17 protein-coding genes, 9 tRNA genes and 4 rRNA genes are annotated in these 25574 nt (G+C 42.5%); all 30 read left to right on the top strand.

Annotated features, from left to right (window positions below; genetic code table 11):
- The first annotated feature begins 35 nt into the window (after positions 1 to 35).
- The 30 genes from tilS (at position 36) to ACE1MS_RS00595 (ending at position 25515) form a co-directional block, all read left to right on the top strand.
- Positions 36 to 1442 (top strand): tRNA lysidine(34) synthetase TilS, encoded by a 1407-nt coding sequence (gene tilS, locus ACE1MS_RS00450; RefSeq protein WP_031416125.1) that lies wholly within the window; start codon positions 36 to 38, stop codon positions 1440 to 1442.
- 67 nt (positions 1443 to 1509) lie between these two features.
- Entirely contained in the window at positions 1510 to 2052 is a 543-nt protein-coding gene (gene hpt / locus ACE1MS_RS00455; protein WP_012291895.1) for a hypoxanthine phosphoribosyltransferase, read from the top strand.
- 281 nt (positions 2053 to 2333) lie between these two features.
- Positions 2334 to 4358 carry an ATP-dependent zinc metalloprotease FtsH gene (gene ftsH / locus ACE1MS_RS00460; protein ID WP_031416127.1) on the top strand — a complete coding sequence of 675 codons (2025 nt, stop codon included), beginning with the start codon at positions 2334 to 2336 and terminating at the stop codon, positions 4356 to 4358.
- Positions 4359 to 4520: 162 nt separating this feature from the next.
- Complete coding sequence (locus ACE1MS_RS00465; protein ID WP_031416128.1) at positions 4521 to 5354, top strand: aldo/keto reductase; 834 nt, start codon at positions 4521 to 4523, stop codon at positions 5352 to 5354.
- Between the two features lie 178 nt (positions 5355 to 5532).
- The gene (locus ACE1MS_RS00470) at positions 5533 to 6300 is read left to right on the top strand and encodes a type III pantothenate kinase (protein WP_031416130.1); all 768 of its coding nucleotides are present in this window, start codon (positions 5533 to 5535) and stop codon (positions 6298 to 6300) included.
- A 21-nt stretch (positions 6301 to 6321) separates the two neighbouring features.
- Positions 6322 to 7203: an Hsp33 family molecular chaperone HslO gene (gene hslO / locus ACE1MS_RS00475; protein WP_031416131.1), complete on the top strand. Its 882-nt coding sequence runs from the start codon at positions 6322 to 6324 to the stop codon at positions 7201 to 7203.
- Positions 7187 to 8158, top strand: coding sequence for a peptidyl-prolyl cis-trans isomerase (locus ACE1MS_RS00480; RefSeq protein ID WP_031416132.1), 972 nt, complete (start codon positions 7187 to 7189; stop codon positions 8156 to 8158). The genes hslO and ACE1MS_RS00480 overlap by 17 nt, the downstream gene beginning before the upstream one ends.
- Positions 8159 to 8433: 275 nt before the next feature.
- The gene (cysK, locus tag ACE1MS_RS00485; RefSeq protein ID WP_012291901.1) at positions 8434 to 9363 is read left to right on the top strand and encodes a cysteine synthase A; all 930 of its coding nucleotides are present in this window, start codon (positions 8434 to 8436) and stop codon (positions 9361 to 9363) included.
- Between the two features lie 149 nt (positions 9364 to 9512).
- Positions 9513 to 10922, top strand: coding sequence for an anthranilate synthase component I family protein (locus ACE1MS_RS00490; protein ID WP_031416134.1), 1410 nt, complete (start codon positions 9513 to 9515; stop codon positions 10920 to 10922).
- Positions 10919 to 11500 (top strand): aminodeoxychorismate/anthranilate synthase component II, encoded by a 582-nt coding sequence (pabA, locus tag ACE1MS_RS00495; RefSeq protein ID WP_012291903.1) that lies wholly within the window; start codon positions 10919 to 10921, stop codon positions 11498 to 11500. The genes ACE1MS_RS00490 and pabA overlap by 4 nt, the downstream gene beginning before the upstream one ends.
- The gene (gene pabC, locus ACE1MS_RS00500) at positions 11501 to 12340 is read left to right on the top strand and encodes an aminodeoxychorismate lyase (protein ID WP_447402636.1); all 840 of its coding nucleotides are present in this window, start codon (positions 11501 to 11503) and stop codon (positions 12338 to 12340) included.
- Positions 12341 to 12353: 13 nt separating this feature from the next.
- Positions 12354 to 13208, top strand: a complete 855-nt coding sequence (gene folP / locus ACE1MS_RS00505; RefSeq protein WP_031416136.1) for a dihydropteroate synthase — start codon at positions 12354 to 12356, stop codon at positions 13206 to 13208.
- Complete coding sequence (folB, locus tag ACE1MS_RS00510; protein WP_012291906.1) at positions 13208 to 13573, top strand: dihydroneopterin aldolase; 366 nt, start codon at positions 13208 to 13210, stop codon at positions 13571 to 13573. The genes folP and folB overlap by 1 nt, the downstream gene beginning before the upstream one ends.
- Entirely contained in the window at positions 13573 to 14085 is a 513-nt protein-coding gene (gene folK / locus ACE1MS_RS00515; RefSeq protein ID WP_012291907.1) for a 2-amino-4-hydroxy-6-hydroxymethyldihydropteridine diphosphokinase, read from the top strand. The genes folB and folK overlap by 1 nt, the downstream gene beginning before the upstream one ends.
- 69 nt (positions 14086 to 14154) lie before the next feature.
- Entirely contained in the window at positions 14155 to 15195 is a 1041-nt protein-coding gene (dusB, locus tag ACE1MS_RS00520; protein ID WP_012291908.1) for a tRNA dihydrouridine synthase DusB, read from the top strand.
- Positions 15196 to 15373: 178 nt separating this feature from the next.
- Positions 15374 to 16876 carry a lysine--tRNA ligase gene (gene lysS, locus ACE1MS_RS00525; RefSeq protein ID WP_012291909.1) on the top strand — a complete coding sequence of 501 codons (1503 nt, stop codon included), beginning with the start codon at positions 15374 to 15376 and terminating at the stop codon, positions 16874 to 16876.
- Positions 16877 to 17067: 191 nt separating this feature from the next.
- Positions 17068 to 17349 carry a hypothetical protein gene (locus ACE1MS_RS00530; RefSeq protein WP_012291910.1) on the top strand — a complete coding sequence of 94 codons (282 nt, stop codon included), beginning with the start codon at positions 17068 to 17070 and terminating at the stop codon, positions 17347 to 17349.
- A 623-nt stretch (positions 17350 to 17972) separates the two neighbouring features.
- Positions 17973 to 19524 (top strand): 16S ribosomal RNA (locus ACE1MS_RS00535).
- Positions 19525 to 19831: 307 nt separating this feature from the next.
- Positions 19832 to 22759 (top strand): 23S ribosomal RNA (locus ACE1MS_RS00540).
- Positions 22760 to 22875: 116 nt separating this feature from the next.
- A 5S ribosomal RNA gene (rrf, locus tag ACE1MS_RS00545) occupies positions 22876 to 22991 on the top strand.
- Between the two features lie 10 nt (positions 22992 to 23001).
- Positions 23002 to 23077: transfer RNA gene (locus ACE1MS_RS00550), tRNA-Val, on the top strand.
- A gap of 3 nt (positions 23078 to 23080) precedes the next feature.
- A tRNA-Thr gene (locus ACE1MS_RS00555) sits at positions 23081 to 23156 on the top strand.
- Positions 23157 to 23164: 8 nt separating this feature from the next.
- Positions 23165 to 23240 (top strand) — tRNA-Lys (locus ACE1MS_RS00560).
- Between the two features lie 23 nt (positions 23241 to 23263).
- A tRNA-Leu gene (locus ACE1MS_RS00565) sits at positions 23264 to 23348 on the top strand.
- Between the two features lie 37 nt (positions 23349 to 23385).
- Positions 23386 to 23460: transfer RNA gene (locus ACE1MS_RS00570), tRNA-Gly, on the top strand.
- Positions 23461 to 23465: 5 nt separating this feature from the next.
- A tRNA-Leu gene (locus ACE1MS_RS00575) sits at positions 23466 to 23554 on the top strand.
- A gap of 6 nt (positions 23555 to 23560) precedes the next feature.
- Positions 23561 to 23637, top strand: a tRNA-Arg gene (locus ACE1MS_RS00580).
- Positions 23638 to 23646: 9 nt separating this feature from the next.
- A tRNA-Pro gene (locus ACE1MS_RS00585) sits at positions 23647 to 23723 on the top strand.
- A 14-nt stretch (positions 23724 to 23737) separates the two neighbouring features.
- Positions 23738 to 23813 (top strand) — tRNA-Ala (locus ACE1MS_RS00590).
- Positions 23814 to 23963: 150 nt separating this feature from the next.
- A 16S ribosomal RNA gene (locus tag ACE1MS_RS00595) occupies positions 23964 to 25515 on the top strand.
- Together the 16S, 23S and 5S rRNA genes with 9 tRNA genes alongside form the textbook arrangement of a ribosomal RNA operon.
- The last annotated feature ends 59 nt before the right edge of the window (positions 25516 to 25574 follow it).

Raw genomic sequence — 25574 nt, forward strand, 5'->3', positions numbered from 1 at the left:
ATCTTTTATGTTATCGAAAAGGGGAGGAGAAGCGTTTGTCATTTGAATTAAAGATTAAGACATTTATTGAAAAAGAGCAATTATTACAGCAAGACGACCATCTTCTCATCGCCGTTTCGGGGGGAGTAGATTCTATGGCTTTACTTCATTATTTTGTTCAAACAAAAGAGCACTGGAACATTCGGGTGGAAGCAGTACATGTTGACCATATGCTGAGAGGAGAAGCTTCTGCGGAAGATAGGGCATTTGTACAAAAGTATTGTGATGATAATGGCGTTTATTTACATGCCACAGCGATCTCCATACCAACAATACTTGCAAAGGAGAATGGCAATATACAGCTAATATGCCGTAGAGAAAGGTATCGATATTTTAAAGAAGTCTTGTACGAAACGAATGCTAATAAGCTTGTAACTGCACATCATGCGGATGACCAACTGGAGTCAGTATTAATGGCCCTGACAAAAAATGCAACAATGAATAGCATGCAAGGCATACGCCCTCAACGACATTTTGAAGGAAAAACATTAATTCGTCCGTTTTTAACGGTTACAAAGACTGAAATAGGGGAATATTTACTTAGAAAAGGTTTAAATTATCGAGAGGATGCCAGTAATTCAAAAGATACTTATGTACGAAATCGTTTTAGACATCATGTGGTGCCTTTACTTGAAGCAGAAAACCCGAGAGTGACCGAGCAGGTGACTCATTTTACATCGCAATTGCAAGAAGACAATGCCTTTTTAATGACATTAGCCCAAGATGTATTTTCCAAAACCATTAAAAGAAGTAACGAAAATACATATAGCATGGAAATTGAGGCTTTTCAATTGGTACCACTTGCTTTACAAAGGAGGCTCATTTTAATACTATTAAACTATCTTTACAAAGATTCAAATACGATACAAAGTTATGCTTTATTGACTTCAATTTTAAAGCTTTGTGATACGACAGCAGGGTATGCTGAAATTCACTTGCCTGAAGATTTCCTTGCAGTTCGCCGTTACGGAAAATTAATAATTCGGAAGAATAGTTCAACAGAGGACCATGCTTCTTCTGAAAAAATAATTATTTCGGCTGCTAATGGGTGGACAACACTGATGAATGGTGAACGCTTATGCGTAGTCAAGTTGCACGATTTATCGTCCGAATTGATAACGGATACTGCACAACTTTTTTATTTTAACGCTAGCAAACTCCACCTTCCGCTCTATATTCGAGCACGCAAGGATGGAGACAGAATGCTGTTAAAAGGAATGGATCAGCCAAAACGCTTATCTCGCCTTTTTATAGATGAAAAGATTCCTTTAAATGAGCGGAATAGCTGGCCGTTACTGATTTCTCAGTCTGATGAGGTGGTAGCGGTAATTGGTGTGCGTATGGGAATGTTTTTTTCAACCACTCCGCAACCAAACGATGATACAGTGCTCATCGTAGACTAAGGTCTTTGTAAAATATTTCACCGTAATTGGTTGAAGATTTGTTGATACATCACGAGGAGGAATCGATATGTTACAAAATGACATCGAAAAAGTTATGATTACAGAAGAACAATTGCAAGAAAGAATTGCAGATCTAGGTGCACAATTAACAGAGGAATACAAAGATGCTTTCCCATTAGCTGTTGGTGTACTTAAAGGAGCAATGCCATTTATGACAGACCTCATGAAACGTTTCGATTCTTTCATTGAGCTAGATTTTATGGATGTTTCTAGCTACGGTAATGCTACCGTGTCATCTGGAGAAGTAAAAATTTTAAAGGATTTAAATACGAGTGTTGAAGGGCGTGACGTATTAATTATCGAAGACATCATCGATAGCGGTTTAACGTTAAGCTATCTAGTAGATTTATTTAAATATCGTAAAGCAAAATCAATTAAAATTGTTACTTTACTTGATAAACCATCAGGTCGAAAAGTGAACCTATCGGCAGATTATGTTGGTTTTGAAGTTCCGGACGGCTTTGTGGTTGGATATGGTTTAGATTACGCTGAAAAATATCGTAATTTACCTTATATTGGTATCTTGAAACCTGAAGTGTATTCATTTTAAGATAGAAAACCACCAGCTTTAAAAGTTATGGCCTCCAGCGCAGTCATATGTTTTTCGTTATGGTTAACATAATTCGAAATCTTGACACAATGTTCAGCTATTTCGAGCCTATGGAACAGGTACAATTACGCTGGGATGTATTAAGATGGCCTAAAAACTGTTTTGATAATAGCAAAAAATGAACGAAACATTTTTTAAGTAGGGCTTTTCGTTGTATGATGAAATCATGATATGTTAAGATTTTACTTATAATTTTTCTGTTTGTAATGAGGAGGCTGGAGATGAATCGAATATTTCGATATACCATATTCTATCTACTGATTTTCCTAGTGATTATCGGTATTTTTGGTACTTTCAATGGTGGTAAGTCACCAACGAAAGAGTTAACTTATCATGAGTTCCAACAAGCTCTAGATAAGAAAGAAATAACAAGTGCTACAATTCAACCTGATAAATCAGTTTACGTCGTTGAAGGTACATTGAAAGGTTATGAAAAGGGTCAAAGCTTTACAGTGAATATCCCTCGCGATAACCAATCATTAATGGATCGCATTGATGAGGCTGCTAAGGAAAAAAATAGTAATATTAAATATTTAGCGGCGCCAGAAACGAGCGGATGGATTCAATTCTTTACAGGGATTATTCCTTTCATTATCATCATTTTCTTGTTCTTCTTCCTAATGAGCCAATCTCAAGGTGGCGGTAATAAAGTGATGAGCTTTGGTAAAAGTAAAGCTAAACTTTATGATGACCAAAAGAAAAAGGTTCGTTTTACAGATGTAGCAGGTGCTGATGAAGAGAAAGCGGAGCTTGTAGAAGTTGTAGACTTCTTAAAAGACCATCGAAAATTCACAGAAATTGGTGCGCGTATTCCAAAAGGTATCTTACTTGTAGGTCCTCCAGGTACAGGTAAAACATTACTTGCACGTGCGGTGGCGGGCGAAGCAGGCGTTCCTTTCTTCTCTATTTCAGGTTCTGACTTCGTAGAAATGTTTGTCGGTGTCGGTGCATCACGTGTCCGAGACCTATTCGAAAATGCAAAGAAAAATGCACCATGTATCATCTTTATAGATGAAATTGATGCAGTAGGTCGTCAACGTGGCGCTGGTCTAGGCGGGGGTCATGACGAGCGTGAACAAACACTGAACCAGTTGTTAGTTGAAATGGATGGTTTCGGAGCAAACGAGGGTATTATTATCATCGCTGCGACAAACAGACCAGATATTTTAGATAAAGCGTTATTACGTCCAGGTCGTTTTGACCGTCAAATTACAGTAGGACATCCTGATGTAAAAGGACGTGAGGCGATTCTCAAGGTACATGCACGAAATAAGCCTTTAGCAGATACAGTTGATTTAGCAGCAGTTGCACAACGTACGCCAGGTTTCTCAGGTGCAGATTTAGAAAACTTACTTAACGAGGCCGCACTTGTAGCAGCTCGTAAAAGTAAACGTACCATTAATATGGCAGATATCGATGAAGCTTCTGACCGTGTAATCGCTGGTCCAGCTAAAGCGAGCCGAGTATATTCAGCCAAAGAGAAAAAACTTGTATCCTTCCATGAAGCTGGTCACGTAGTTGTGGGTCTAGAGCTTGATGAAGCAGATACAGTTCACAAAGTAACAATTGTTCCACGCGGTCAAGCGGGTGGATATGCCATTATGTTACCGAAGGAAGAACGTTTCTTTACAACAAGACAAGAGCTTTTAGACCGTATTGCAGGACTGCTTGGTGGTCGCGTAGCTGAAGAAATCGTTCTTGGTGAAGTCTCTACGGGGGCACATAACGATTTCCAAAAGGTTACAAGTATCGCTCGTGCAATGGTTACTGAATATGGAATGAGTGAAAATCTTGGTGCAATGCAATTCGGTTCAAGTCAGGGTGGAAATGTATTCCTTGGCCGCGACTTTAATTCTGACCAAAATTACTCTGATTCAATAGCTTATGAAATTGATAAAGAAATGCAAAAAATTATCGATACGCAATATGAGCGTACAAAACGTATTCTGACAGAGAAACGTGAGTTACTTGATTTAATCGCTAACACATTAATGGAGAAAGAAACATTAAATGCGCAGGAAATCGAGCATTTGCGTGATCATGGTGTTTTACCAGAACCAGAGGCTATCGTTGAGGGGAATAACACTCCGAAAGTGGAAGCGAAGCCAACGTTAGATACGATTGGTGAACCAGTTGTTGAAAAAGAGCTTTTAAGTAAAGGCCCAAATCCAACAACTTTAGACCTTGCAAAAGAAGGCAAGGAATCTAATGATACACCTAAGGGTATCGACGAAAAACGTGAATAAATTGAAAAGGCTGTTTACTGTAAAATGAGTAAACAGCCTTTTTCTTTGCCTTTTATTATGAAGAAGCATTAGGATATTAGTGAAAGATAGCTACATGTGACTCTGCACTTATGATGTAGACAAGATGTATTTGTAAATAAAAATCGATAGGAGTGTTTGCGCATGGGAACTGTAACATTGAATAATGGACTTAAAATGCCTTTGGTTGGTTACGGTGTATTTCGTGTTCCGGAAGGTGAGGATTTAGCTGAAGCAGTAAAAACGGCTATTGCGAAAGGTTATCGAAGCATTGATACGGCACAAGTATATCGTAATGAAGAAAGTGTTGGACGGGGTATAAGAGCAGCCATTGAAGAAGGTTTGGTAACTCGTGAAGAATTATTTATAACATCTAAAGTTTGGAACGATGGACTTTCCTATGAAGAAACACTTGCTGCTTATGATAGCAGTTTAGAGAAGATAGGGTTAGACTATTTGGATCTTTACTTAGTGCATTGGCCAGGCATTGACACAAATTATTTGGATGTCTATAAGGCACTCGAAAAAATATATCAAGATGGCCGTGTGCGTTCAATTGGTGTTAGTAATTTCCATGTACATCATTTAGAATATCTTTTGAAAGAAGCTACAGTTGTCCCTGTTATTAATCAAATTGAATTCCATCCTCATTTAACACAAGAGGAAGTGCGTGCTTATTGTACAGACAAGGGTATCCAAGTAGAGGCTTGGTCTCCTTTAATGAACGGCGCATTATTGGAGGAAGCATTGATTCAAGAGTTAGCATCTAAGTATGGTAAAACGCCTGCTCAAATCGTATTACGCTATGATGTACAGCATAACGTTGTAACCATCCCGAAAACGATGACAGAAACTCGTATGATTGAAAACCTTGATATTTTTGACTTTGCATTAACAGATGATGAAATGACTCAATTGGATGCTTTAAATGACGGATTACGCTGTGGTCCAGATCCGGAAAAATTTAATTTCAAATAATTTTTTAAGGAGCGTCCTAACTAAGGATGCTCTTTTTTAAAGAAGGCTGGAATACTATTTCCTCGGATAAAAAGTATGGTATCATTTTCTAAAGTGTTTTAACTTCAAGTTAGATGGATAATGTAAGTTGTAACAGTAGGTTGACGAAAGTTACAATGATGATATGGGGGTGTCAACCTTGATTTTAGTTCTAGATGCAGGGAATTCTAATATTGTGTTAGGTGTGTATGATGAAAAAGAACAATTAGCCTTCCATTGGCGTATGGTGACAGACCTTTATAAAACAGAAGATGAATATGCTATGCAAGTTCTTTCGTTTTTTAATCATGCAGGTATTTCATTTGAACAAGTAACGGGCATTATTATATCTTCAGTTGTGCCACCGATTATGTATTCATTAGAGGCAATGTGTCAAAAGTATTTTCGAAAAAAACCTCTAGTAGTGGGTCCTGGTGTCAAAACAGGTTTGAATATTAAATACGAAAATCCTCGCGAGGTTGGTTCTGACCGTATTGTCAACGCGATAGCAGCTTTAGACTTATATAAAGCACCTTGTATTATAGTTGATTTTGGTACAGCAACAACCTACTGCTATTTAAACGAAAAAGGCGATTACATGGGTGGTGCTATTGCCCCAGGTATTACCATTTCTACAGAGGCACTTTATACGCAGGCTGCTAGATTGCCTCGTATTGAAATAGTAAGACCTGCACATATTGTAGGAAAAACAACCGTTTCCGCCATGCAGGCCGGAATTTTTTATGGCTTCGTAGGACAAGTTGAGGGCATTGTTAATCGGATGAAGGGACAAAGTAAAGAGGAACCATTAGTAATTGCTACAGGTGGATTAGCAAATCTAATTGCAGGGGAAACGCAAATTATTGATGTTGTGGATCCGTTTTTAACGCTAAAGGGTTTATATAAACTATATAAACGTAACCAATAAGAAATGAGGGACATTTCATTTATGAAGGACTATTTAGTTAGAGGTTTAGGATTTAATGGACAGGTTCGTGTGTTTGCTGCTCGTACAACAGCAACGGTTGCAGAAGCGCAACGTCGTCACGATACATGGCCAGTAGTATCAGCGGCTCTAGGACGCTCAATGACGGCGGCTGTCATGATGGGTGCTATGTTAAAAGGTGAAGAGAAGATCACTATTAAGATTGAGGGTAATGGTCCGATTGGTCCAATGGTAATCGATAGTAATGCACATGGAGAAGTACGTGGATTTGTCACGAATCCTCATGTTCATTTCGATTTAAACGAGCAGGGTAAGCTGGATGTTCGAGCAGGTGTTGGAACTGAAGGAGCTCTAACAATCGTTAAGGACCTTGGTTTACGAGATATGTTTTCGGGTCAAACGCCCATTGTTTCAGGTGAAATAGCTGAAGATTTTACTTATTATTTCGCTACATCTGAGCAAGTACCTTCATCAGTTGGTTTGGGTGTATTGGTTAATCCGGACAACACTATTCTTGCAGCAGGGGGATTTATTCTACAATTAATGCCAGGTTGTGAAGAAGAAACAATTAATGAAATCGAACAGCATCTTGCTACAATAGAGCCGGTTTCGAAAATGATTGAAAAAGGCTTTACACCGGAGCAAATTTTAGAAGCTGTATTAGGCAATGGACATCTACAAATTTTAGATTCCATGCCAGTTGAATTTAAATGTCAATGTTCAAAAGAACGGTTTGGTGCAGCAATTTTAGGTCTAGGAATAGCAGAAATTAAAGAAATGATTGAAGAGGATGGCAGTGCTGATGCACAATGTCATTTCTGCTTAGAGACCTATCATTTTTCAAAAGAAGAGTTAGAAGGGTTTATTGATGAGCTCAAATCGTAATAGACGACCTTCTGCCACTGCAACAACAAACCAAACCCCTTTATTACAGCGCCGTTTAAAAACCAAACCAGCTTTGGCTGTCATTGCCATATTGTTATTAGGTAATATTTTATGGTTCATTGGATGGGTCATCCCAAATAAAGGTCAGGAGATTGGTAGCGACGAACAAGTCGCTGCCATTGACGGGGATGTTATCACGCGACAAGAGTGGATGATTGCTATGGAAGAACGATATGGCAAAGAAACCCTACAAAGTTTAGTCAATGAAACTGTAATGGAAAAGGCTGCAAAGACATATAAAATAAAAGTTACTGATCAAGAAATTGATCTCGAGTTAGCCTTAATGCGCTCTGCTCAAGATAAATTTGATACAGCGATGCAAAACCTTACTGCGGAGCAACTTCGCCAAAAAATTCGTTCACAACTTATTTTAGATAAGGTACTCACGAAAGATGTAGTGATAAATGAAGAGAGTATTGAAAAGTACTATGAGGAAAATCAGGGACTTTACAATACAAAAACAAGCTATCGTACCAATTTTATCGAGGTTGACGCCAAGAAAGCTGCTGATGAGGCGTTGGGTGAGTTAAAAAATGGCTCTGATTTTTCAGTGCTAGCCCGCGAGATTTCCTTAGACAGTGCTTCGGCAAGCCTAGGGGGAGATGTTGGTTTCCTGACGGAAAATCAGGAAAACGTGGACCCTGCCATTATTAATGCTGTGAAGTCTACAAAGGTTAATGAGGTAAGTAAAGCCTTTAAGTTAGATAATGGTCATTATGGCATTGTTCAGGTGCAAGAGATTTTAGAGGGACAATCCTTTACATATGACGATGTGAAAGAACATATCGAGCGTGAATTGGCTTTAGAGCAGTTGCCACAATCTGTTACACCAGAAGCGTTTTGGTCTGAATTTAATGCTACGTGGTATTATGGAGAATCTAAAAAAGAAAAATAATAAATAGAGGAATCTGCAAGTTGTTTGCGGGTAGCATGAGTCTGAAACAACTTGCAGACATTTGAAGTCATCAGAATGGACTTACCCGACAAATGTTGTAGATTCTTTTTATCTTTGTGCGATGTTTGATTGACTGTAAAATATTCTATCCACTGACGGTAGATAAATATTCTGAAAATACAAGTTTTATTTATTGACAATCGAATGGAAAAATTGATAAAATACAAAATAAGTAAAACCTATAAAAATAGTAGGGATTGGGAGTGGATTATTAAATGAGTAGATTAGCAAACTCAATAGCTGAATTAGTTGGTAAAACACCAATCGTTAAATTAAATCATGCAACAAGTGAAAATGAAGGTACTGTTTATGTAAAATTAGAGTATTTTAATCCGGGAAGCTCAGTGAAAGACCGTTTAGCTTTAGCAATGATTGAAGCGGCAGAAAAAGATGGAACGTTACAGCCTGGTGGTACGATTATCGAGCCGACGTCTGGCAACACAGGTATTGGTCTTGCGATGATTGCTGCTGCTAAAGGCTATAAAGCAATTTTAGTAATGCCAGAAACAATGAGTCTAGAGCGTCGAAACCTACTTCGTGCTTATGGTGCGGAGCTTGTCTTAACTCCTGGACCAGCAGGGATGAAAGGCGCGATTGCTAAAGCGGAAGAATTATCTGCAGAGCATGGCTATTTCCTGCCACAACAATTCACAAATCCAGCGAATGCTGTTATTCACCGTCTAACTACAGGTCCTGAAATTGTTGAAGCATTTGATGGCTTAACGCTAGATGCATTTGTAGCTGGGGTTGGTACGGGTGGTACTATTACAGGTGCTGGTTCCGTATTAAAAGAAAAGTATCCAACAATTGAAATTATCGCTGTAGAACCAAAAGATTCACCTGTTCTTTCGGGTGGTCAACCGGGTCCACATAAAATTCAAGGGATTGGAGCAGGATTTGTGCCGACAGTTTTAGATACAGATATCTATTCTTCTGTATTCCCTGTTGAAAACGAGGTAGCTTTTGAGGTAGCTCGTAAAGTAGCGCGTGAAGAAGGTATCTTATGTGGTATTTCATCTGGCGCTGCAATCTATGCTGCCATTGAAGCTGCAAAACGTTTAGGTAAGGGTTCGAATGTGCTTGCTATTGTGCCTTCTAATGGTGAACGTTACCTATCAACACCTCTCTATCAATTTGAAGACTAATATAAGTTAATACAAAAAGACTCCTACATGATGAGGGGTCTTTTTTAGTGCGCTTAGAATTTCATAGAGCCTTATAAAAATATTCGCTTCTAAGTAATATTCAAGTTAAGATGGAATCACATCATATGATTTAAAAGGGGAAAACTAACTTGAAGACAATTCTGACGAAAACAGTAGAGATGGATGCAGATTCATTTTTTTATAGTTATAAAAAGCAAACAGAGACACAACATTCGCATGTCTTTTTAGAAAGTGGACGGGGTGGTCATTTTACAATAGCAGCTTGGAATCCATTAGCAACTGCACAAGCAGTAGAGAACGGACTTTTAGTAAATTGGAGAAACGGTAGAAGTGAAGTTTTACCAGGTGAATCTCTTGCGTTACTAGAAGAGCTCGTGGCGGATTATCAAGTTTCTTATAATGCGGAGCTTCCAATCTTTCAGGGGGGGGCAATTGGATTTGTGACATATGATTATGCGCGCAATATAGAAGTGCTTCCCAATACAGCTATAGATGATTTGCATATACCCGATATTTTCTTTTATCTGTTTGATTGCTGGGCAGTACACGATGTGAAAAGCAATACGGTCACGTTAATGAAGCTAGAAGATTGTGTTGTTGACCTAGATGAGTGGGCTACTAATTGGCAAGTTGCAGCCCAAGATGGATTAGCTACGCGCAAATTTGAAAAAACAAATGCTATAGAAGTAGACAATGACGAGAGTGAATTGCTTGTGTCATTCGCAGGGACTGAATTTGAGGCGGCGGTGAAGAAAATACAAACCTATATCGCGGAAGGTGATGTTTTTCAGGTTAATTTATCAGTTCGTCAATCCAAAAATCTAAGTGCGACAGCGATGGATGTATATGAGGCATTACGAGCCTTTAATCCGTCACCTTATATGGCTTATATGGAAGCTCCAGATTTTGCAGTTGTTTCTGGATCACCCGAGCTTTTAGTCAAACGCCAGGGTAAAGAGTTATCGACGAGACCAATTGCAGGAACTCGACCAAGAGGGAAATCTGAAGCGGAAGATTTAGCATTAGCTCAAGAATTAATTGACAATGATAAAGAACGCGCAGAACACGTGATGTTAGTAGATTTAGAGCGTAATGATTTAGGACGAGTATCAACCTATGGAACAGTAGAAGTGGATGAATTTATGGTCATTGAACGCTATTCGCATGTCATGCACATTGTATCGAATGTTAGGGGAGAAATAGCAGAAGGTAAAACAAATGCTGATGTTATCCGTGCAATGTTCCCAGGAGGTACTATTACTGGTGCACCAAAGATACGTACAATGGAGATTATCGAAGAGTTAGAGCCTGTGCGACGTGGTCTATACACTGGTTCTATTGGTTGGCTCGGCTATACCGGAGATATGGAGTTTAATATTGTAATCCGTACAGCATTTATAAAAGATGGGGTTGCCCATATTCAGGCAGGGGCCGGTATTGTCATTGATTCTGTTCCAGCAAGAGAATATCAGGAATCTTTAAATAAGGCGAAGGCAATGTGGCAGGCTAAGGCAATGGCGGAGGAGCGAGCAAAATGATTTTAATGATTGATAACTATGATTCATTTATTTATAATATCGTACAATATTTGGGGGAATTTGGACATGAAATAATAGTAAAACGAAATGATGTATTAACAATAGAGGACATCGAACAACTTGCACCTGATATGATAGTTATTTCACCGGGGCCGTGTAGCCCAAATGAGGCTGGTGAAAGTCTGAACATTATCCGATATTTCGCGGGAAATATTCCGATTTTAGGAGTATGTCTTGGACATCAGGCTATTGCACAAGTGTTTGGCGGCCAGGTAATCCGAGCTGAGCGCCTTATGCATGGGAAGACATCCCCTGTATTACATGCTGAAGTTGGTTTACATAAAGCTATGCCAAACCCATTTCAAGCTACTCGCTATCATTCTCTTATTGTCGAAAAAGAGACGCTACCGACGTGCCTAGAAGTAACCGCTTGGACAGAAGAGGGAGAAATTATGGGACTTCGTCACAAGGATTATCCAATAGAGGGCGTACAATATCACCCAGAATCTATTATGACTGAGCAAGGAAAAAAACTCCTGCGTCAATTTATAGAAATGTACGTAGAAGGAGTGAAATAGATGCGGTGCTGGATAAACGGAAGCTATATGGCAGAAAAGGATCTGCGGATTTCCCCCTTTGACCACGGTTTTTTATATGGTTTGGGCTTCTTTGAAACATTCCGAACATATAAAGGACAAGTATTTGGATGGGACGCACATATGGAAAGATTACAGCAGGCTCTATCGCAATATCGCATTCATCTTACCTATCCTGAAAGTGTATTACTGGAGGTTGTGCAAGAATTAAATCAACAAGCCGGCGGTCAGGATGGCTATTTCCGCCTTAATGTTTCAGCAGGTGAACATAATATTGGTTTACAGCCAACAGAATACACAACACCCAACGTCATTCTCTTTCGTAAGGAATTACAGGATACACCTCGTGGAACTGAAAAGACTGCTCAATGGCTTACTACACCACGTAATTCACCTGAACAAGGGCTGCGAGTTAAATCACATCACTTTGGCAACAATGTGCTGGGGCGTTTTGAGCTACCATCATTGGCGGAACAAGAAGGCTTCTTTTTAACGGAAGCAGGCTACGTTGCTGAAGGTGTGACCTCAAATGTTTTTTGGGTAAAAAATGATATACTATATACGCCTTCCTTGGAAACAGGTATACTACCTGGCATTGTTCGAGCTTGGGTTATTAAGAAAGCCAATGCCCTGGGTATTGAGGTAAGCGAAGGCTTTTATAGGAAGGAAGATTTACAACAAAGTACGGAATGCTTTATTACCAATTCTGTGCAGGAGCTTGTACCAATCATTAACGTAGAGAACCAGCAATTATTAGGTAATAGAGGACCTGTTTATATGCGTTTGCATGATGCATTTGCTCAAGAAGTGGAGCAACGATAGAAGGAGCGTTTTTATGCTAGAAAAATATATGAAACCATTAACGATTAATGGTATTCCATTAGATTTTACGAAAGAAACCTTTATAATGGGTATTCTAAATGTTACACCAGATTCCTTCTCTGATGGAGGAAAGTTCAACAGTGTCGAAGCTGCGGTAGCTCAAGCAAAAAAAATGGTGGCTGATGGGGCTAAAATAATTGATGTAGGCGGAGAGTCTACACGTCCAGGCTACGAGCGTATTTCAGATGAAAAAGAAATTGCACGTATTGTACCTGTTATACAAGCTTTGCTGAAAGAAGTAGATGCCATTATTTCGGTGGATACGTATAAAGCAAATGTAGCGCGAGCGGCCATTGAGGCAGGAGCACATATGATAAATGATATTTGGGGAGCAAAAGCTGAACCGGAAATTGCACAGGTTGCTGCTGATTTACATGTTCCAATAATTTTAATGCACAATCGTGAAAATTTGGATTATGGTGTTGATTTTTGGGCATCGGCAAAGGCAGACATAGAAAAAAGTATTGTTATCGCACATCAAGCAGGGGTTCCTGATCATCATATTATCCTAGATCCTGGCATTGGCTTTGCCAAAAATACTGAGCATAATATAGCCATGATGCAACACTTAGAGGATTTAGTGGAGATGGGCTACCCTGTACTTTTAGCAACATCACGTAAATCTATGATTGGTAATGTGCTGAAGCTACCTGTGGATGAACGTCTTGAAGGCACGGGAGCAACGGTAGTTTATGGAATTGAAAAGGGCTGTCATATGATACGTGTTCATGATGTAAAGGAAATGGCACGTGCAGCACATATGGCGGATGTGTTAGTAGGAAAGCGACTGTATAAGGAGGAGGCATAATGGATTACATTCATTTAAAGGACATGCAGTTTTATGGTTACCATGGCGTATTAGCGGCAGAAACAACTCTTGGTCAACGTTTTCGAGCAAATGTTTCGCTGGCTGTAGATATGACCATGGCTGGAGAAACAGATGACCTAGCCTATACAGTAAATTATGCAGAGGTCTATGCAGTGTGCCGTGATATTGTTGAAGGAGAACCTTTTAAGCTTATTGAGGCACTTGTTGTAAAAATAGCAAACGTGATCTTAACAACCTACCCCGAAAAAGTAAAAGGTGTCCGTGTAGAACTGATCAAGCCAGACCCACCAATTCATGGCTATTACAAAGAAGTGTCTGTTGAAGTAACGAGAGGTGATTTTTAATGAAAGATGTCTATCTATCAATAGGTACAAATATGGGTGAGAGATATGAAAACCTTCAAAAGGCTATTGCTCTCTTAAGAGAGAAGGTGAACATTGAGGTTGTTCGTGTTTCGTCGGTTTATGAAACGGCAGCAGTAGGCTATACAGATCAGGCAGATTTTTTGAATATTGCTGTTCATCTCAAAACCGATGCATCATCTACTGAAATGCTGAAGATTTGCCAATCAATTGAACAGGAACTAGGACGTGTGCGAGAATTTCGTTGGGGTCCACGAATTATCGACCTTGACATTTTACTTTACAATCACGAAAATATTGAAACAGAGAACCTAATTGTTCCTCACCCAAGAATGTATGAGCGAGCTTTCGTCTTAGTGCCATTAGTAGAGATTACTCCAACGCCATTCGGAGGTCAGCTACAACAAGCACATCATTTATTGCAACAGATGGACTGTGAGAGTGAAGGTATCAGCTTGTGGAAGCCAACTAACGAACCTCTTACAGTGAATTAGGTAGGCGCTTTATATAAAATTTTTAATTAAGGATAAATAGGTACATGCCTATATAGGAGGAAGACAACGTTGAGTCAAACAACAGAGAAGCCCTTTCGAATTGGCGATATTGTCATGGACAACCGTGTTGTATTAGCTCCAATGGCTGGAATTTGTAATTCTGCTTTCCGCTTAACCGTAAAGGAATTTGGAGCAGGGCTCGTATATGCTGAAATGATTAGTGATAAGGGCATTGTTCAAAAAAACGAAAAAACATTAGGTATGCTTTATATCGATGAACGTGAAAATCCCCTGTCACTGCAAATTTTTGGTGGAGATAAAGAAACGTTAGTAGAGGCAGCTAAGTATGTAGATCAAAATACAACCGCTGATATTATTGATATCAATATGGGATGCCCTGTTAATAAAATTATTAAATGTGAAGCGGGAGCACGGTTACTATTAGATCCCAATAAAGTGTATGAAATGGTAGCGGCTGTGGTGGATGCAGTGAAAAAACCTATTAGCGTAAAAATGCGAATTGGTTGGGATGACGAGCATATCTTCGCTATTGAAAATGCCCAGGCTGTTGAGCGTGCTGGAGCATCAGCGGTAGCAGTTCATGGTCGTACCCGTGTACAAATGTACGAAGGGAAGGCGAATTGGGATATCATTCGTCAGGTAAAGGAAAACGTGAAAATTCCTGTTCTTGGTAACGGTGATGTAGAAACACCACAGGATGCTAAACGTATGCTTGAAACGACAGGTGTAGATGCAGTGATGATTGGTCGTGCTGCTTTGGGTAACCCATGGATGATTTATCGTACAGTTCAATACCTAGAAACGGGTGAATTAAAGGAAGAACCGAGCGTACGTGAAAAAATGGATGTATGTCTACTTCACTTTGAACGTCTTCTACAATTAAAAGGAGAAGGTATTGCAGTTCGTGAAATGCGTAAGCATGCTTCATGGTATTTGAAGGGGATTCGCGGTAATGGTAAAGCACGGAACGCTATTAACCAAACAGAAACGGCAGCAGAGCTTCGCGCGTTATTAAATGGTCTTGTACGAGAGTATGAAGAATCGGAGTCCAATTTCTTCATTCCTGAAGCTAAAGAATTCATTATTTAAGATAAAGGTATTGTTGGCGTCTCTAGTTTTGACAGAGACGCTTTTATTTTACGGCCTTTAATTTTTAGAATTATTAATTATCTAATCTTGTGTTGAAAATAAACTGAAACAGATGATTACAGCTTTAAAATTGTGTACAATAGAAATATTATGGACGTAAACGCTATTTATTTAAGGAGTGAAACAAGTGTCAAACATAGAAGAATTAAATGACCAGCTTTTGGTGAGACGCCAAAAAATGACGACTATATTAGAGAACGGACAAGATCCATTTGGGAGCCGTTTTGAGCGTACGCATTTGTCAACAGAAGTAAAGGAGCAATTTGCAGACCAAACAAAAGAACAGCTAGAAGAGAATCTGCAAGAGGTTATTATTGCGGGTCGTATAATGACAAAACGCGGTAAAGGAAAAGCTGGCTTTGCACATATTCAGGATTTAGGTGGCCAAATTCAAATCTACGTACGTCAAGACCATGTTGGTGAAGAAGCGTATGAATTATTTAAACAAGCTGATTTGGGAGATATCGTAGGTATCCGAGGAAATGTATTCCGTACACAGGTTGGGGAGCTTTCAGTAAAGGCAGAGGAATTCACATTCCTAACAAAGGCGCTACGTCCTATGCCAGAGAAATTCCATGGTTTACAGGATGTTGAACAACGTTATCGCCAACGCTATTTAGATCTTATGACGAATGAAGACAGCAAACTAACATTTATAGCACGTTCTAAAATTATCCGTGCTATCCGCAACTATCTAGATAACGCTGGATATTTAGAAGTAGAAACACCAATGCTTCATACAATTGCTGGTGGTGCGGCTGCTCGTCCATTTATTACTCATCATAATGCACTTGATATGGAATTATATATGCGAATTGCAATCGAATTGCACTTAAAACGCCTAATTGTAGGTGGTTTAGAAAAAGTTTATGAGATCGGTCGTGTATTCCGGAACGAAGGGATTTCTACACGCCATAACCCTGAATTTACAATGATTGAGCTCTATGAAGCATATGCTGACTATCAAGATATCATGTCTCTCACTGAAAACCTGATAGCTCACGTTGCTCAGGAAGTTCTTGGAACGACTACAGTTCAATATGGTGAAGATGAAATTAACCTAGCAGTGGGCTGGAAACGAGTTCACATGGTTGATGCCGTAAAAGAAGCAACTGGTGTAGACTTCTGGCAGCCGATGACAAAAGAGCAAGCTCAGGCTCTTGCTAAAGAACATGGAGTAGAAGTGAAAGATGTTCATGAAGTAGGTCATATTATCAATGAATTCTTTGAGCAAAAAATAGAAGAAACGTTAGTACAACCTACATTTGTATATGGACACCCTGTGGAAATCTCGCCTCTTGCAAAGAAAAATCCAGAGGACGAGCGTTTCACAGATCGCTTTGAGCTATTTATTGTTCGTCGTGAGCATGCAAATGCCTTCACAGAATTAAATGACCCAATCGATCAACGTCAGCGCTTTGAAGCACAATTAGCGGAGAAAGCAGCTGGTAATGATGAGGCGCATGAAATGGACAATGATTTCATTGAAGCTTTGGAATATGGTATGCCTCCAACTGGTGGACTAGGTATCGGTATTGACCGATTAATCATGCTATTAACAAACTCACCATCCATTCGTGATGTATTATTATTCCCGACAATGCGTCATATTACAAAATAGTCGAAGCATCTTTTCTAGTAAGAATAAAATGAATGAAGAGGGGAATTTGCTGGATAAGGCAATTCTCCTCTTTTTTGTATTAAAAAAATTAAGTTGTTTAAACGTGGATTATATTTAGGTTATACTTTTATAGTTCTATGTTTTATAAATGACAGTAGATAAAAAAGAAGTACTTTTATTGGGGGCATATAATGAATTACAAAATTATTAACAAACAAGTATTTGAACAGGCTCAATTACGTTCTGTATCGGATGTTCCATTTACAGAAGAAGAACTTGAGCATGGAATGAAATTAGTAGTTGCCAAAAAAGATGAGAATCTTACTTTATATTTAGTAGAGGTCGACGGACATAAGAAGTTTGATGTTCGTTGGGATGATTCTTCTGAAATTTTTAGTGGCTGGTATTCCGCATGGGATAATTTCCTGTGGTGCTTAAATATAGTTGATCCACAAGATGATGGCTTAAAGTAGTAGCGCGAAGCTTGAATAACAAACGATGAGGTTTTTTAGTTGAGTAAGCAGGAGAAAATGAAGCGGATGCTTTTAACTCCTGCTTATATTTATATGTTTTAGTTTTTAATTAGTTGAGTTTTAAAAGAAAGCAATGTATAGTAAAACAAATCATTTAAGTTAGAACAGAGAATGATATAAAATCTACATTCTCATAAGTGTATAAAATAGCTTACTAATGCATGTTTTTTCAATAATATTGATTTCTATGAAAAAAACACTTGCGAAGTAATTGCGAACATGATAAATTATTACTTGTCGTTAAAAAGACGTAAGAACAACACCATCATAAAGATTCGACAAACGAAAAAATTGTTGACATCAAAATGTGATTGTGATAAGATTTAAAAGTTGTCTCTTGTGAACGAAAAAAACTTTTTTGAAAAAAGTTGTTGACAATGATGACTGAGTACATTATAATTTAAGAGTTGCTATTAAAAAACTAGCAACCAAATGAACCTTGAAAACTGAACAAGCAAAACGTAATCAATAAAGTTTTAAGTAGCTAGATTTACTGGTGAACGAAACAAAATTTTGGACATCAAAATGATGCCAGCAAAACAATTTGAGCTAATCAAATTTCTTTTATGGAGAGTTTGATCCTGGCTCAGGACGAACGCTGGCGGCGTGCCTAATACATGCAAGTCGAGCGAACAGAGAAGGAGCTTGCTCCTTTGACGTTAGCGGCGGACGGGTGAGTAACACGTGGGCAACCTACCTTATAGTTTGGGATAACTCCGGGAAACCGGGGCTAATACCGAATAATCTATTTCACCTCATGGTGAAATATTGAAAGACGGTTTCGGCTGTCGCTATAGGATGGGCCCGCGGCGCATTAGCTAGTTGGTGAGGTAACGGCTCACCAAGGCGACGATGCGTAGCCGACCTGAGAGGGTGATCGGCCACACTGGGACTGAGACACGGCCCAGACTCCTACGGGAGGCAGCAGTAGGGAATCTTCCACAATGGGCGAAAGCCTGATGGAGCAACGCCGCGTGAGTGAAGAAGGATTTCGGTTCGTAAAACTCTGTTGTAAGGGAAGAACAAGTACAGTAGTAACTGGCTGTACCTTGACGGTACCTTATTAGAAAGCCACGGCTAACTACGTGCCAGCAGCCGCGGTAATACGTAGGTGGCAAGCGTTGTCCGGAATTATTGGGCGTAAAGCGCGCGCAGGTGGTTTCTTAAGTCTGATGTGAAAGCCCACGGCTCAACCGTGGAGGGTCATTGGAAACTGGGAGACTTGAGTGCAGAAGAGGATAGTGGAATTCCAAGTGTAGCGGTGAAATGCGTAGAGATTTGGAGGAACACCAGTGGCGAAGGCGACTATCTGGTCTGTAACTGACACTGAGGCGCGAAAGCGTGGGGAGCAAACAGGATTAGATACCCTGGTAGTCCACGCCGTAAACGATGAGTGCTAAGTGTTAGGGGGTTTCCGCCCCTTAGTGCTGCAGCTAACGCATTAAGCACTCCGCCTGGGGAGTACGGTCGCAAGACTGAAACTCAAAGGAATTGACGGGGGCCCGCACAAGCGGTGGAGCATGTGGTTTAATTCGAAGCAACGCGAAGAACCTTACCAGGTCTTGACATCCCGTTGACCACTGTAGAGATATGGTTTCCCCTTCGGGGGCAACGGTGACAGGTGGTGCATGGTTGTCGTCAGCTCGTGTCGTGAGATGTTGGGTTAAGTCCCGCAACGAGCGCAACCCTTGATCTTAGTTGCCATCATTTAGTTGGGCACTCTAAGGTGACTGCCGGTGACAAACCGGAGGAAGGTGGGGATGACGTCAAATCATCATGCCCCTTATGACCTGGGCTACACACGTGCTACAATGGACGATACAAACGGTTGCCAACTCGCGAGAGGGAGCTAATCCGAAAAAGTCGTTCTCAGTTCGGATTGTAGGCTGCAACTCGCCTACATGAAGCCGGAATCGCTAGTAATCGCGGATCAGCATGCCGCGGTGAATACGTTCCCGGGCCTTGTACACACCGCCCGTCACACCACGAGAGTTTGTAACACCCGAAGTCGGTGAGGTAACCTTTTGGAGCCAGCCGCCGAAGGTGGGATAGATGATTGGGGTGAAGTCGTAACAAGGTAGCCGTATCGGAAGGTGCGGCTGGATCACCTCCTTTCTAAGGATATTTTCGGAATACAAACCTAGGGTTTGTAAGATTACGTTTTGCGTTCAGTTTTGAAGGTTCATTCTTTCTGAATGAAATACTTCAAAACTTGTTCTTTGAAAACTGGATAAAACGACATTGAAATTGTAACAAACACATTTATTTTTTAAGTTTTTTTATAGGCTTAATAACATGATAAGGTTTTCAGACACGAGCAGTTCTAGGAAGCAATCGAGTAAATGAAGGAGCGTACTTCAGTACGTGACTGATTGAACGAGTGAGGCTGACAACGAAATGTGAAGTGTATGGAAAGCTGATAGGTTAAGTTATTAAGGGCGCACGGCGAATGCCTTGGCACTAGGAGCCGAAGAAGGACGGCACTAACACCGATATGCTTCGGGGAGCTGTAAGTGAGCTTTGATCCGGAGATTTCCGAATGGGGGAACCCACTACGTTTAATCGCGTAGTATCTTGACGTGAATACATAGCGTCTTGAAGGCAGACCCAGGGAACTGAAACATCTAAGTACCTGGAGGAAGAGAAAGAAAAATCGATTCCCTGAGTAGCGGCGAGCGAAACGGGAAGAGCCCAAACCAAGAGGCTTGCCTCTTGGGGTTGTAGGACACTCAATACGGAGTTACAAAAGAACGAGTTAGATGAAGCGACTTGGAAAGGTCCGCCAGAGCAGGTAAAAGCCCTGTAGTCGAAAGTTCGTTCTCTCCTGAGTGGATCCTGAGTACGGCGGAACACGTGAAATTCCGTCGGAATCCGGGAGGACCATCTCCCAAGGCTAAATACTACCTAGTGACCGATAGTGAACCAGTACCGTGAGGGAAAGGTGAAAAGCACCCCGGAAGGGGAGTGAAAGAGATCCTGAAACCGTGTGCCTACAAGTAGTTAGAGCCCGTTAATGGGTGATAGCGTGCCTTTTGTAGAATGAACCGGCGAGTTACGATTACGTGCGAGGTTAAGCTTTAGAAGGCGGAGCCGCAGCGAAAGCGAGTCTGAATAGGGCGAAATAGTACGTGGTCGTAGACCCGAAACCAGGTGATCTACCCATGTCCAGGGTGAAGGTAAGGTAACACTTACTGGAGGCCCGAACCCACGCACGTTGAAAAGTGCGGGGATGAGGTGTGGGTAGCGGAGAAATTCCAATCGAACTTGGAGATAGCTGGTTCTCTCCGAAATAGCTTTAGGGCTAGCCTCGTGATGAGAATACTGGAGGTAGAGCACTGTTTGGACTAGGGGGCCATCCCGGTTTACCGAATTCAGACAAACTCCGAATGCCAGATATTTATACACGGGAGTCAGACTGCGAGTGATAAGATCCGTAGTCAAAAGGGAAACAGCCCAGACCACCAGCTAAGGTCCCAAAGTAATCGTTAAGTGGAAAAGGATGTGGCGTTGCACAGACAACCAGGATGTTGGCTTAGAAGCAGCCATCATTTAAAGAGTGCGTAATAGCTCACTGGTCGAGTGACGCTGCGCCGAAAATGTATCGGGGCTAAACGATTCACCGAAGCTGTGGATTGACATCTACGATGTCAGTGGTAGGAGAGCGTTCTAAGTGCGTTGAAGTCAGACCGGAAGGACTGGTGGAGCGCTTAGAAGTGAGAATGCCGGTATGAGTAGCGAAAGACGGGTGAGAATCCCGTCCACCGTATGACTAAGGTTTCCTGAGGAAGGCTCGTCCGCTCAGGGTTAGTCGGGACCTAAGCCGAGGCCGATAGGCGTAGGCGATGGACAACAGGTTGATATTCCTGTACCACCTCCTCACCGTTTGAGAAATGGGGGGACGCAGTAGGATAGGGTAAGCGCGCTGTTGGTTATGCGCGTCCAAGCAGTAAGGCGTGTGTGTAGGCAAATCCGCACACTGTAACGTTGAGCTGTGATGGCGAGTCCGTATGGACGAAGTTCCTGATTTCACACTGCCAAGAAAAGCCTCTATCGAGGTGAGAGGTGCCCGTACCGCAAACCGACACAGGTAGTCGAGGAGAGAATCCTAAGGTGTGCGAGAGAACTCTCGTTAAGGAACTCGGCAAAATGACCCCGTAACTTCGGGAGAAGGGGTGCTCTTGAGCGTGCAAGCGCATGAGAGCCGCAGTGAATAGGCCCAGGCGACTGTTTAGCAAAAACACAGGTCTCTGCAAAACCGTAAGGTGACGTATAGGGGCTGACGCCTGCCCGGTGCTGGAAGGTTAAGAGGAGTGGTTAGCGCAAGCGAAGCTGCGAATTGAAGCCCCAGTAAACGGCGGCCGTAACTATAACGGTCCTAAGGTAGCGAAATTCCTTGTCGGGTAAGTTCCGACCCGCACGAAAGGCGTAACGATCTGGGCACTGTCTCAACGAGAGACTCGGTGAAATTATAGTACCTGTGAAGATGCAGGTTACCCGCGACAGGACGGAAAGACCCCGTGGAGCTTTACTGTAGCCTGATATTGAATTTTGGTACAACTTGTACAGGATAGGTAGGAGCCAGAGATCTCGGAGCGCCAGCTTCGAAGGAGGCGTCGGTGGGATACTACCCTGGTTGTATTGAAATTCTAACCCATGCCCCTTAGCGGGGCAGGAGACAGTGTCAGGCGGACAGTTTGACTGGGGCGGTCGCCTCCTAAAAGGTAACGGAGGCGCCCAAAGGTTCCCTCAGAATGGTTGGAAATCATTCGTAGAGTGTAAAGGCACAAGGGAGCTTGACTGCGAGACCTACAAGTCGAGCAGGGTCGAAAGACGGGCTTAGTGATCCGGTGGTTCCGCATGGAAGGGCCATCGCTCAACGGATAAAAGCTACCCCGGGGATAACAGGCTTATCTCCCCCAAGAGTCCACATCGACGGGGAGGTTTGGCACCTCGATGTCGGCTCATCGCATCCTGGGGCTGTAGTCGGTCCCAAGGGTTGGGCTGTTCGCCCATTAAAGCGGTACGCGAGCTGGGTTCAGAACGTCGTGAGACAGTTCGGTCCCTATCCGTCGTGGGCGTAGGAAATTTGAGAGGAGCTGTCCTTAGTACGAGAGGACCGGGATGGACACACCGCTGGTGTACCAGTTGTCTTGCCAAAGGCATCGCTGGGTAGCTATGTGTGGACGGGATAAGTGCTGAAAGCATCTAAGCATGAAGCCCCCCTCAAGATGAGATTTCCCATTACGCAAGTAAGTAAGATCCCTCAAAGACGATGAGGTAGATAGGTTCGAGGTGGAAGTGTGGTGACACATGGAGCTGACGAATACTAATCGATCGAGGACTTAACCAAAAAAGTTTGAAGCATTCAATGAACCGTTTATCCAGTTTTGAAAGAATAAGAAAGTTTTAAAAAAACTTGCATTTTATAACTACATATGTTATAATAAATCTTGTCTTTTGAATAAGTCTAGTGATGATGGCAAAGAGGTCACACCCGTTCCCATACCGAACACGGAAGTTAAGCTCTTTAGCGCCGATGGTAGTTGGGGGCTTCCCCCTGTGAGAGTAGGACGTCGCTAGGCATAATACCCAGGAGGATTAGCTCAGCTGGGAGAGCATCTGCCTTACAAGCAGAGGGTCGGCGGTTCGAGCCCGTCATCCTCCACCATTTGCCGGTTTAGCTCAGCAGGTAGAGCAACTGACTTGTAATCAGTAGGTCGTGGGTTCGATTCCTATAGCCGGCACCATTTTAGACGAGCCATTAGCTCAGTTGGTAGAGCATCTGACTTTTAATCAGAGGGTCGAAGGTTCGAGTCCTTCATGGCTCACCATTTATAAGTACCAACCATATTAAGCGGGTGTGGCGGAATTGGCAGACGCACTAGACTTAGGATCTAGCGCCGCAAGGCGTGGGGGTTCGACTCCCTTCACCCGCACCATTTTTAAAATATGCCAGATAAAAAAACTTATGCACATGCGGAAGTAGTTCAGTGGTAGAACACCACCTTGCCAAGGTGGGGGTCGCGAGTTCGAACCTCGTCTTCCGCTCCAAATGTGCCGGGGTGGCGGAACTGGCAGACGCACAGGACTTAAAATCCTGCGGTAGGTGACTACCGTACCGGTTCGATTCCGGTCCTCGGCACCATTTTATGCGCCCGTAGCTCAATTGGATAGAGCGTCTGACTACGGATCAGAAGGTTATGGGTTCGACTCCTGTCGGGCGCGCCATAAAACGAACGGGAAGTAGCTCAGCTTGGTAGAGCACTTGGTTTGGGACCAAGGGGTCGCAGGTTCGAATCCTGTCTTCCCGACCATTTCCAAAAAATATGGGGCCTTAGCTCAGCTGGGAGAGCGCCTGCCTTGCACGCAGGAGGTCAGCGGTTCGATCCCGCTAGGCTCCACCATTCAACTTATTTAACTAAATGAACCTTGAAAACTGAACAAGCAAAACGTAATCAATAAAGTTTTAAGTAGCTAGCCTAGCTAGTGAACGAAAAAAAATTTTGGACATCAAAATTGATGCCAGCAAAACAATTTGAGCTAATCAAATTTCTTTTATGGAGAGTTTGATCCTGGCTCAGGACGAACGCTGGCGGCGTGCCTAATACATGCAAGTCGAGCGAACAGAGAAGGAGCTTGCTCCTTTGACGTTAGCGGCGGACGGGTGAGTAACACGTGGGCAACCTACCTTATAGTTTGGGATAACTCCGGGAAACCGGGGCTAATACCGAATAATCTGTTTCACCTCATGGTGAAATATTGAAAGACGGTTTCGGCTGTCGCTATAGGATGGGCCCGCGGCGCATTAGCTAGTTGGTGAGGTAACGGCTCACCAAGGCGACGATGCGTAGCCGACCTGAGAGGGTGATCGGCCACACTGGGACTGAGACACGGCCCAGACTCCTACGGGAGGCAGCAGTAGGGAATCTTCCACAATGGGCGAAAGCCTGATGGAGCAACGCCGCGTGAGTGAAGAAGGATTTCGGTTCGTAAAACTCTGTTGTAAGGGAAGAACAAGTACAGTAGTAACTGGCTGTACCTTGACGGTACCTTATTAGAAAGCCACGGCTAACTACGTGCCAGCAGCCGCGGTAATACGTAGGTGGCAAGCGTTGTCCGGAATTATTGGGCGTAAAGCGCGCGCAGGTGGTTTCTTAAGTCTGATGTGAAAGCCCACGGCTCAACCGTGGAGGGTCATTGGAAACTGGGAGACTTGAGTGCAGAAGAGGATAGTGGAATTCCAAGTGTAGCGGTGAAATGCGTAGAGATTTGGAGGAACACCAGTGGCGAAGGCGACTATCTGGTCTGTAACTGACACTGAGGCGCGAAAGCGTGGGGAGCAAACAGGATTAGATACCCTGGTAGTCCACGCCGTAAACGATGAGTGCTAAGTGTTAGGGGGTTTCCGCCCCTTAGTGCTGCAGCTAACGCATTAAGCACTCCGCCTGGGGAGTACGGTCGCAAGACTGAAACTCAAAGGAATTGACGGGGGCCCGCACAAGCGGTGGAGCATGTGGTTTAATTCGAAGCAACGCGAAGAACCTTACCAGGTCTTGACATCCCGTTGACCACTGTAGAGATATGGTTTCCCCTTCGGGGGCAACGGTGACAGGTGGTGCATGGTTGTCGTCAGCTCGTGTCGTGAGATGTTGGGTTAAGTCCCGCAACGAGCGCAACCCTTGATCTTAGTTGCCATCATTTAGTTGGGCACTCTAAGGTGACTGCCGGTGACAAACCGGAGGAAGGTGGGGATGACGTCAAATCATCATGCCCCTTATGACCTGGGCTACACACGTGCTACAATGGACGATACAAACGGTTGCCAACTCGCGAGAGGGAGCTAATCCGATAAAGTCGTTCTCAGTTCGGATTGTAGGCTGCAACTCGCCTACATGAAGCCGGAATCGCTAGTAATCGCGGATCAGCATGCCGCGGTGAATACGTTCCCGGGCCTTGTACACACCGCCCGTCACACCACGAGAGTTTGTAACACCCGAAGTCGGTGAGGTAACCTTTTGGAGCCAGCCGCCGAAGGTGGGATAGATGATTGGGGTGAAGTCGTAACAAGGTAGCCGTATCGGAAGGTGCGGCTGGATCACCTCCTTTCTAAGGATATTTTCGGAATACAAACCTTGGGTTTGTAAGATTACGTTTTGCGTTCAGTT

This window comes from Lysinibacillus sp. fkY74-1 (assembly GCF_053165895.1).